Below are 8,046 nucleotides of genomic sequence, written 5' to 3'. Positions count from 1 at the left end.
CCAATCCATCTATGCCGATACCGGCGTCCCATCAATGATAGACGTGAAGGGTTAAATGTCATTGACCGGTAGGATAATTTAGAACTTTACGGAAGCCGATACATACAATACTATAGGAGTATGAAAGAACCCCTCTATCTAATCGACGCCTACGGCCTTATTTACCGCTCCTACTTTGCCTTCCTGAACCGCCCCCTGCGGAACAGCCGGGGCCAGAACGTATCCGCCCTTTTCGGCTTTGCCCGTACCCTGGTGAGCCTCCTGGACGAGGGCGCTGCCGCGGCGGACGCATCGGGGAAGATCCTCCCCACTCCCCAAAGGCCCCGGCGGCTGGCGGTGGTGTTCGACTCCCCCACCCCAACCTTCCGGCATAAGCAATACCCCGAATATAAAGCCACCCGGCAGAAAGCCCCGGATGATCTCCACACCCAGGTTCCCCTGGTGGAAGAAGTCCTGGCTGCCCTCAAGGTCCCGGCCCTCAAGGCCCCGGGCTTCGAAGCGGACGATATCATCGCCACCCTGGCGAAAAAATGCCGGGAAGAAGGACGGCAGTGCTACGTCCTTTCCTCGGACAAGGACCTTCTCCAATTAGTGGGTGACGGTACCTACCAGCTGCGCCCCGCCAAGGCGGCAAAGGCCGGGGAAGCGGGGTCCGGCGGCGGGACCAACACCGTCAAGGGCGGCCTCTCCTACGAGTTGGTAGGCGTAGAGGAAGTTAAGCTTGAATGGGGTGTAAACCCGGACCGGATCCTTGACCTCCTCTCCCTCACCGGCGATACTTCCGACAATGTCCCGGGCGTCAAAGGGGTGGGTGATAAAACTGCGGTTAAGCTCATGGCCCGCTACGGTTCCCTGGATGAAATCTACAAAAATCTTGCCGGTATTGAAGGCGCGGTAGGCAAAAAACTCGCCGCCGGCAAGGAAAGCGCCTACCTGGCCAAATCTCTGATAACCCTGAGCTACGAAGCGCCCCTTTCGATAAACGCCCTGGATGATCTTTCAGTAGAAGATCTGGACCGCCCCGCTGCCGCACAGGTCCTGCTTCGTGAGGGGATACGGCAATTAGCGGCGGTCCTGGACCCGGCTGCCAAGAAGACCGGAGACAAGGCTGCGGATAACGGTTCGACCGCCGACGGAGTTCCAAGCCCAGTCTACGGCGGTCAGCGCCCTGACCAAAGCCCCGTGGATGCGGCCCTCCTGGGGGACGGCGTCTATAAAACCATCCTGGACTTTGCCGAGTTCGAAGCGCTCCTCATCAAAGCTCGTCAACAAAGCCTCATCGCCCTGGACTTTGAGACCGATTCCCTGGATGCCTGGAACGCCCACCCCATCGGCATCTCCCTGGCCCTGAAATCCAAGCAGGCCTACTACGTGCCCGTGGCGCCCCACCAGGGAACGGCGGCGGATGGCTCTGACGCCGGAACCCCTGCGCCCTTCATCGATCCCGCTGTGATCCGGGAAGCACTGGCTCCCCTGCTGGCGGACCCGGCTATGACCGTAGCAGCCCACAACGCTAAGTACGATTACAAGGTAAGCCGCGGCTGGGGACTCCCCCGGTGGAAGTGCAGGATTTGGGACACCATGGTTGCGGCTTGGGTGGACGATCCGGAGCGGAACAACTATTCCCTGGATTCCCTGGCCAGCTACCATTTTGGCCATACCCCCGTTGCCTACAACAGCATCGTTCCCAAGGGCGGAACCTTCGACCAGGTTCCCCTGGAAACCGCAACCCGGTATTCCGCGGAGGATGCGGACCTTACCCTGCGGGCCAAGGCCTTCCTGGAACAGCGCCTCGAAAAATCCGGTTCCATGGGCCTCTTCCGGGATCTGGAAATGCCCCTGCTCCCCATCCTTGCGGAGATGGAAGGGCTGGGTATCAAGATTGAACCCAAGGTCCTCCGGGACTTCGGGGTGGAACTATCGGCGGAACTGGACCAAATACAGGCGGATACCTACAAGCTGGTGGGCCACGAATTCAACCTGGCGTCTCCCAAGCAGCTCCAGGATGTGCTTTTTACGGAGCGGAAACTCAAGCCGGGGAAGAAGACTAAGACCGGCTACTCCACCGACGTATCGGTCCTGGAGGAGCTTGCCCGGGAAGACCCGGTACCCGCCAAGATTCTCCGCCACCGTACCCTGGCGAAACTCAAGTCCACCTACGTGGATGCGCTTGCGGACATTGCGGACAAGGAAGGCCGGCTCCACACTAATTTTGTGCAGACCGGCACCGCCACGGGCCGCCTCTCCAGCCGGGAACCAAACCTGCAGAACATCCCCATTCGGGACGAGGAAGGCCGCCGCATCCGGGAAGCCTTTATCGCCAAGCCGGGCTGCGTTCTCATCTCCGCGGACTACAGCCAGATAGAACTGGTGGTACTGGCCCACCTGTCCCAGGACGAAAACCTCATCGCCGCCTTCAAGGGGGGTAAGGACGTCCACGCCCGGACCGCCGCCCTCATCTTCGGCATAGACGAAAAGGACGTACAAAGCGATCAGCGCCGCATAGCCAAGACCATCAACTTCGGGGTCATGTACGGCATGAGCGCCTTCCGCCTGTCCAACGAGCTCAATATCACCCGTACCGAGGCGGCCTCTTTTATCGATGCCTACTTCAAAACCTACGCGGGGATCCGCAGCTACATTGACGAGCTCATCAGAAAAACTGAGGAAACCGGTTACGCCTCCACCATACTGGGCCGGCGCCGCTATATCCCGGCGATCAATTCCCGGAACAAAACCGAAAAAGCCGGAGCCGAACGGGTTGCGGTGAATACCCCCATTCAGGGTTCCGCGGCGGACATAGTCAAGACCGCCATGCTCAACCTGGACAAGCGGCTTACCAAAGAGAAAAGCACAGCAAAACTGCTCCTACAGGTCCACGACGAACTTATCCTGGAGTGCCCCAAGGCCGACGCCCCGGAGGCTGCAGCGTTGGTCAAAGAGGTGATGGAAAAAGCAGTAAAACTGCGGATACCCCTGCGGGTCAGCGTAGAAACCGGCAAACGCTGGGGGGACTTTCATTGACGGGCCGTATCGGCTAAGGCTTCGTCCATGCGTTCCAATACCGCCGCTATATCTTCTTCCGGAATAATCGCCGCAGGCTGGAAACGGATACACTTTGCGTTTACCAGAGTCCCGGCGGTCATAACCCCCCGGGAAAAAAGTCCCTTGGCAACGTTGTAGCCTGTTTCAGTACTGGCAAATTCCACCGCTATCATCAAACCCGCACCACGGACATCGTGGATAAGCTGTGGATATTTTTGAGCAAGCTTATCCAGGCCGCCCTTAAGTAAGGCGCCCTTGACCCGGCAAAGACCGGGAATATCGTGGTCTATCATGTACTTTATGGTGGCCAGGGCGGCGGAGCAGCAGACCGGATTCCCGCCGAAGGTGGGGGACCCCAAAAGCCAGGGGTTCTCCACCAGCTTTTTTGTCCAAAGATGGGGCCGGCAAATGATGCCAGTGATGGGCATGATGCCACCGCCAAAGGCCTTGCCATAGGTCAATATATCGGGGGTAACATCCTCAGACTGACAGCGCCAGAATGTACCGGTCCGGCCCATGCCGGTTTGTATTTCATCAAAAATCAGGAAGACTCCCTTTTCGTCGCAGATCCTCCGCACTTCCCTAAGGTAGCCATCGGGGGGGATAATGACCCCCGCTTCGCCCTGTATGGGCTCCAGTATCACCGCAGCAACGCTTTCGCCCACGGCTTGGAGATTGGTAATAGCTTTTCTGATATCCTCGGCTTCACCGAATTCAACATGCTGGACCTGTTGCACCATGGGGGTATAGGGAATCCGATAGGTGGACTTGCCCCCCACGGAAATGGCCCCCATGGATTTGCCGTGGAATCCGTTTACTGCGGAGATAAACCACTTGCCCCCGGAGGCGATGCGCGCCAGTTTAAGCGCCATTTCCACCGCCTCGGCGCCGCCGTTGGTAAAGAAACATTTTTCAAGGTCCCCGGGGGTAATGCCCGCCACGGCCTTTGCTAAATAACCCCGCAGGGGGTCCAGGAGTTCCCCGGAATGAAGGGCTTGGTGTTCCAGCTGCGCCTTGACTATGGAAAGAATTTCCTCGTTGCGGTGGCCGCAGGTGTAGATGCCGAAACCGCCCAGACAGTCAATAAACTGCTCGCCGTAAAGGCCCGCACAGTAATTATCATGGTCGGTCCATTCTACCACCGCAGAATTGGTGGAAACCGATTTTCGGTACTTGAGCCAACCGGGGCTCACATACTTATCAAAAAAATGCAGTGTATCGGAGGTGATCTTCTTTTTATCCCTCTCCGACAGTTTTTCGCTTTTTATAAATCCTAAAACACTTTCCAAATCTTTACTTACTTCTTCATAACTCATACCATGCCTCCATACAGTATCAAATCGGTTCATTCCAACCGATGCTTAGGGGCTGCCGTTTGCGGGCATATTTTTTGCCCGCAAACTCTGTAAAACGATGATCCCGTTTTGCTTCCATTCAAATATTCTCCTTACTCTTTACTATAATTACCGGGGCTACTCCCCGATTCTGACCCGGTCAAACCAGACATTGTTATACAGATCCAGCGCTTCCCCCACATCGTCTTTTATTTCCGTGGGCGCCAAATCTTCGGGGGTGTAAATCGGCGTCCCATCAACCAAGGACCGGGCGGGGACATTTACCGTAGCCGGCAATTGCCAGCAAAACAAAACCGGTTAAAAAACCCGGGCCCAATCCCAAAACAGGCCTTTTAAAGCCTCCGCTTTTTTTCATCATACTAAACCCCATTATTTCGCCGCTATGTATTTTAAGAAATTACGCAAGAGATATGTTAATAAAACTGTGCCAAAAATCATTACCACCGACATGGCGTTGATCACCGGGGACACGCCGAAACGGATGGCGGAATAAATATACAGGGGCAGGGTGGACGAGCCGGGACCAGACACAAAGTAGGTGATGACAAAATCCTCCAGGGAAATTGTAATCGCCGTAAGAAAGCCCGAGACAATACCGGGCATACAAATTGGAATCGTCACCTTGAACAGGGTTTGCCGCTCCGTAGCGCCCAGATCATGGGCCGCCTCAATTATGGAAAAATCGAACTCGTCAAGACGGGCCATAACCATAAGAAACACGAAGGGCAGATTGAAGGTGGTATGGGCGATAAAAATCGTGAGCAGCCCCAATTTAAGCCCTATGCCCGCAAAGAAAATCGATAAAGACACCCCCACGATGATTTCCGGCAGCACCATGGGCAGAAACGAAACAGCCTGAATATAACTGCGCATCTTAAAACGGTACCAGTTGACCCCTATGGCGCCCAGAGTTCCTATGATTGTGGCGGTTCCGGCGGAGGTAATGGCGATTAACATACTATTCCAGAAGGAACGCCACAGATCCCGGGAATGGAAAAATAACTTTTCGTACCAAATAAAGGAAAATCCGGTCAAATTCATGCTCTTCGATGAATTGAATGAATACAAAACCAAAACAAACAGCGGCAAAAACAGAAAAACTATGGTTGCAATAAAAACAGTCTGGGAAAATGAAAAATTCTTCCGGTATGCCCGGCGTGCGTGCCTGCCGGCTTCACTCTGAGGGCTTCTGGGCCTGATTACGGTGATTGCGGATCTAACAATATTTTTGAAACTCATTTAGCCGCCCCCTTCACATCGGTGTTTTTTGCTGCATCCTTCCGCTGCAGGGCCATCATCACAATGACCCCTATGGTAGTAATAGAGGTTAGGACCATGGAAATCGCCGATGCCAAAGGCCAGTTACGGCTCTTGGTAAGCTGGTCGGCAATAACGTTGCCGAGCATATAGGACTCCTTACCCCCCACCAATAAAGGAACCGCATAGGCGCCGAATATGGGAATAAAGGTAAACAGCACCGCAGTGTAAATCCCGCTCCGGATGTTCGGGAAAAGCACCTTTACAATGGCGGTAAATTTTGACGCCCCAAGATCCCGGGCGGCTTCCAGCAAAGAAAAATCGAATTTATCAATTGATGAAAAAAGCGGCAAAATAGCGTAGGGCAGATACATATAAACCAACACTAAAATTACCGTGTTTTGATTGTATAAAAAATGAATATAATCCTTAATAACCCCGATACCCATCAAAAATTCATTCAAAAAACCGTTGTTACCCAGGATGTTCATCCACGCAAAAACCCGGATGAGAAAATTGGTCCAAAATGGAATTATGATGAACAAAAGCAGGGTAGTCTGGTTCCGGCTTTTGGCCATAAAATACCCACAGGGCATGGCAATCACAATCGTTATTAAGGTTGCAGTCAGGGCAGTACCAATAGTATGGAGGGTAATCTTGATCAGGCTTGGGTTTGCAAGTCCCCTATAGGCGTCAAGGCTGAATTCCCAGGAGACGCCGCCGTACCGGCCTTTGACAAGAAAACTGTACACCACAATAATTGCCAGGGGAGCCATAAAAAAGACCGTAAACCAGATTCCCATGGCACCCGTATAAAAAGGCCCCAGGTTCCTGCGGCTGCCGCCGGACAGTGCGTTCATTGTCCGGCCCCCTTTGCGGATTCTTTAATTTCCACAATATAACTGTCAACGGCGCTCCAGGTTACATACACTTCGTCTTTCCAGACAATATCCGGTCCCTCGTCGGAATACACAGCGTGTTGTTTCATAACCCGCAGGGTTATGTTTTTATCCGAAGAGATTCCCGTCTCGGGAATAACTCTGGAGGAAGCGCCGGCTTCTGCCGCAGTCCCGTCTATTCCATCAACTTTGATATAAAACTTTGTCTGGAAACCTGAATATATGGGCTCGTTTACCATGCCATGGAGCATATTTATATCATTTCTGCTGCCGGCGGGTTTTTCCTTGGAAATAAGAATTTTCTCAGGCCGTATGGTCCAGCTCACCTTATCCCCCACATGTATCTCGTCCAGGGTGGTAACCTTTATCCTGCCCAGACCGGGTACATCGATCCCGGCCAAAACCTCGTGTTCCGCCCCCCTATCGAAGGGTTCCACGGAACTTATGACGCCGTCAAACAGGTTGGTGTCGCCGATAAAATGGGCTACAAAATCCGTGGCCGGGCTTTCGTATATTTCGTAGGGGGTTCCCACCTGCAGCACATCACCCTTGTTCATCACGGCGATACGATCGGAAACGGAAAGGGCCTCCTGCTGATCATGGGTTACATAAATGAAGGTAATGCCGATTTTGTCGTGGATCTCGTCAAGCTCAATGAGCATGTGCTGCCGCAATTTCGCATCCAGCGCCGAAAGAGGCTCATCAAGCAACAGGACCCTCGGCTCATTGATAAGCGCCCGGGCAATGGCGACCCGCTGTTTCTGCCCCCCCGAAAGCTGGTTCGGTTTTTTGTGGGCATGGGCCTCAAGCTGAACCAGGTTCAGGTAGTCCATCACCTTGTCGTTGATCAGTTTTTTGTCAAAGTGTTTCAGCCTGATGGGAAAAGCTACGTTTTCAAATACCGTAAGATGGGGGAAAAGCGCATAGTTCTGAAAAACCGTGTTGACCTGGCGCTTATCCGGCGGCAGGGGCAGCACATCCTGATCGTTCAGTAAAACTACACCATCGCCGGGCATTTCAAAACCCGCAATGATACGCAGGAGGGTGGTTTTGCCGCAGCCCGAGGGACCCAGAAGTGAAAAGAATTCTCCCTGTTTAATTTCGAGGTTGATATTATTTAAAACCGAGAAATCACCAAAACTTTTATTCAGCCCCGTGATTTTAACATTACTGCCAATCATTACCAAGACAAACCTCCTACGGGCCTCCCGGTCCCCGGTATACTTATATCTAGCAAGAACCATGCCAATATCCGGACAATCTTCCTTTTGAGGTAAAACCTTTCAAAAAGCGCTTGTTATATCGAGAAAGTCCGGTTTTTTGAAGGATTTTTTATTATTATAACGATAAAAATATACAATTATGTATGAAATATTTATAATTAATACAATTTTGTATGAAATATTTTCTATTTTATCATTACATTTAATTATCAAACAATAAAACTGCATAAAAAATGTATAAAAATGTAAAAAGGATTGACTATACAA

General features: G+C 52.5%; 6 protein-coding genes. 1 reads left to right on the top strand and 5 read right to left on the bottom strand.

Features of this window, described 5'->3' with window-relative positions:
• Positions 1–120 precede the first annotated feature (120 nt).
• Positions 121–3,024 carry a DNA polymerase I gene (gene polA, locus LQZ19_RS04255; RefSeq protein ID WP_411046414.1) on the top strand — a complete coding sequence of 968 codons (2,904 nt, stop codon included), beginning with the start codon at positions 121–123 and terminating at the stop codon, positions 3,022–3,024.
• Here the strand turns inward: polA and LQZ19_RS04250 are convergent.
• From LQZ19_RS04250 to LQZ19_RS04230, 5 genes are all read right to left on the bottom strand, one after another.
• The gene (locus tag LQZ19_RS04250; RefSeq protein WP_411046413.1) at positions 3,018–4,361 is read right to left on the bottom strand and encodes a putrescine aminotransferase; all 1,344 of its coding nucleotides are present in this window, start codon (positions 4,359–4,361) and stop codon (positions 3,018–3,020) included. The genes polA and LQZ19_RS04250 overlap by 7 nt on opposite strands.
• A gap of 156 nt (positions 4,362–4,517) precedes the next feature.
• Complete coding sequence (locus LQZ19_RS04245) at positions 4,518–4,676, bottom strand: hypothetical protein (RefSeq protein ID WP_411046412.1); 159 nt, start codon at positions 4,674–4,676, stop codon at positions 4,518–4,520.
• 93 nt (positions 4,677–4,769) lie between these two features.
• Positions 4,770–5,639, bottom strand: coding sequence for an ABC transporter permease (locus tag LQZ19_RS04240; RefSeq protein ID WP_411046411.1), 870 nt, complete (start codon positions 5,637–5,639; stop codon positions 4,770–4,772).
• Positions 5,636–6,517: an ABC transporter permease gene (locus LQZ19_RS04235; RefSeq protein ID WP_411046410.1), complete on the bottom strand. Its 882-nt coding sequence runs from the start codon at positions 6,515–6,517 to the stop codon at positions 5,636–5,638. Before LQZ19_RS04235 ends, LQZ19_RS04240 begins: the two co-directional genes overlap by 4 nt.
• Entirely contained in the window at positions 6,514–7,737 is a 1,224-nt protein-coding gene (locus LQZ19_RS04230) for an ABC transporter ATP-binding protein (protein WP_411046409.1), read from the bottom strand. The genes LQZ19_RS04235 and LQZ19_RS04230 overlap by 4 nt, the downstream gene beginning before the upstream one ends.
• Positions 7,738–8,046: the final 309 nt, after the last annotated feature.

Source organism: Treponema primitia, assembly GCF_046533075.1.
GTDB lineage: Bacteria > Spirochaetota > Spirochaetia > Treponematales > Breznakiellaceae > Termitinema > Termitinema primitia_B.
The sequence above is the reverse complement of the archived record's forward strand: the minus strand, read 5'-3'. Positions and strand labels throughout refer to the sequence as shown.

Bases quoted from the DNA above. Each gene is read 5' to 3' on its own strand.
- polA (WP_411046414.1), top strand. From the start codon at position 121: ATGAAAGAACCCCTCTATCTAATCGACGCCTACGGCCTTATTTACCGC.
- LQZ19_RS04250 (WP_411046413.1), bottom strand. From the start codon at position 4,361: ATGAGTTATGAAGAAGTAAGTAAAGATTTGGAAAGTGTTTTAGGATTT.
- LQZ19_RS04240 (WP_411046411.1), bottom strand. From the start codon at position 5,639: ATGAGTTTCAAAAATATTGTTAGATCCGCAATCACCGTAATCAGGCCC.
- LQZ19_RS04235 (WP_411046410.1), bottom strand. From the start codon at position 6,517: ATGAACGCACTGTCCGGCGGCAGCCGCAGGAACCTGGGGCCTTTTTAT.
- LQZ19_RS04230 (WP_411046409.1), bottom strand. From the start codon at position 7,737: ATGATTGGCAGTAATGTTAAAATCACGGGGCTGAATAAAAGTTTTGGT.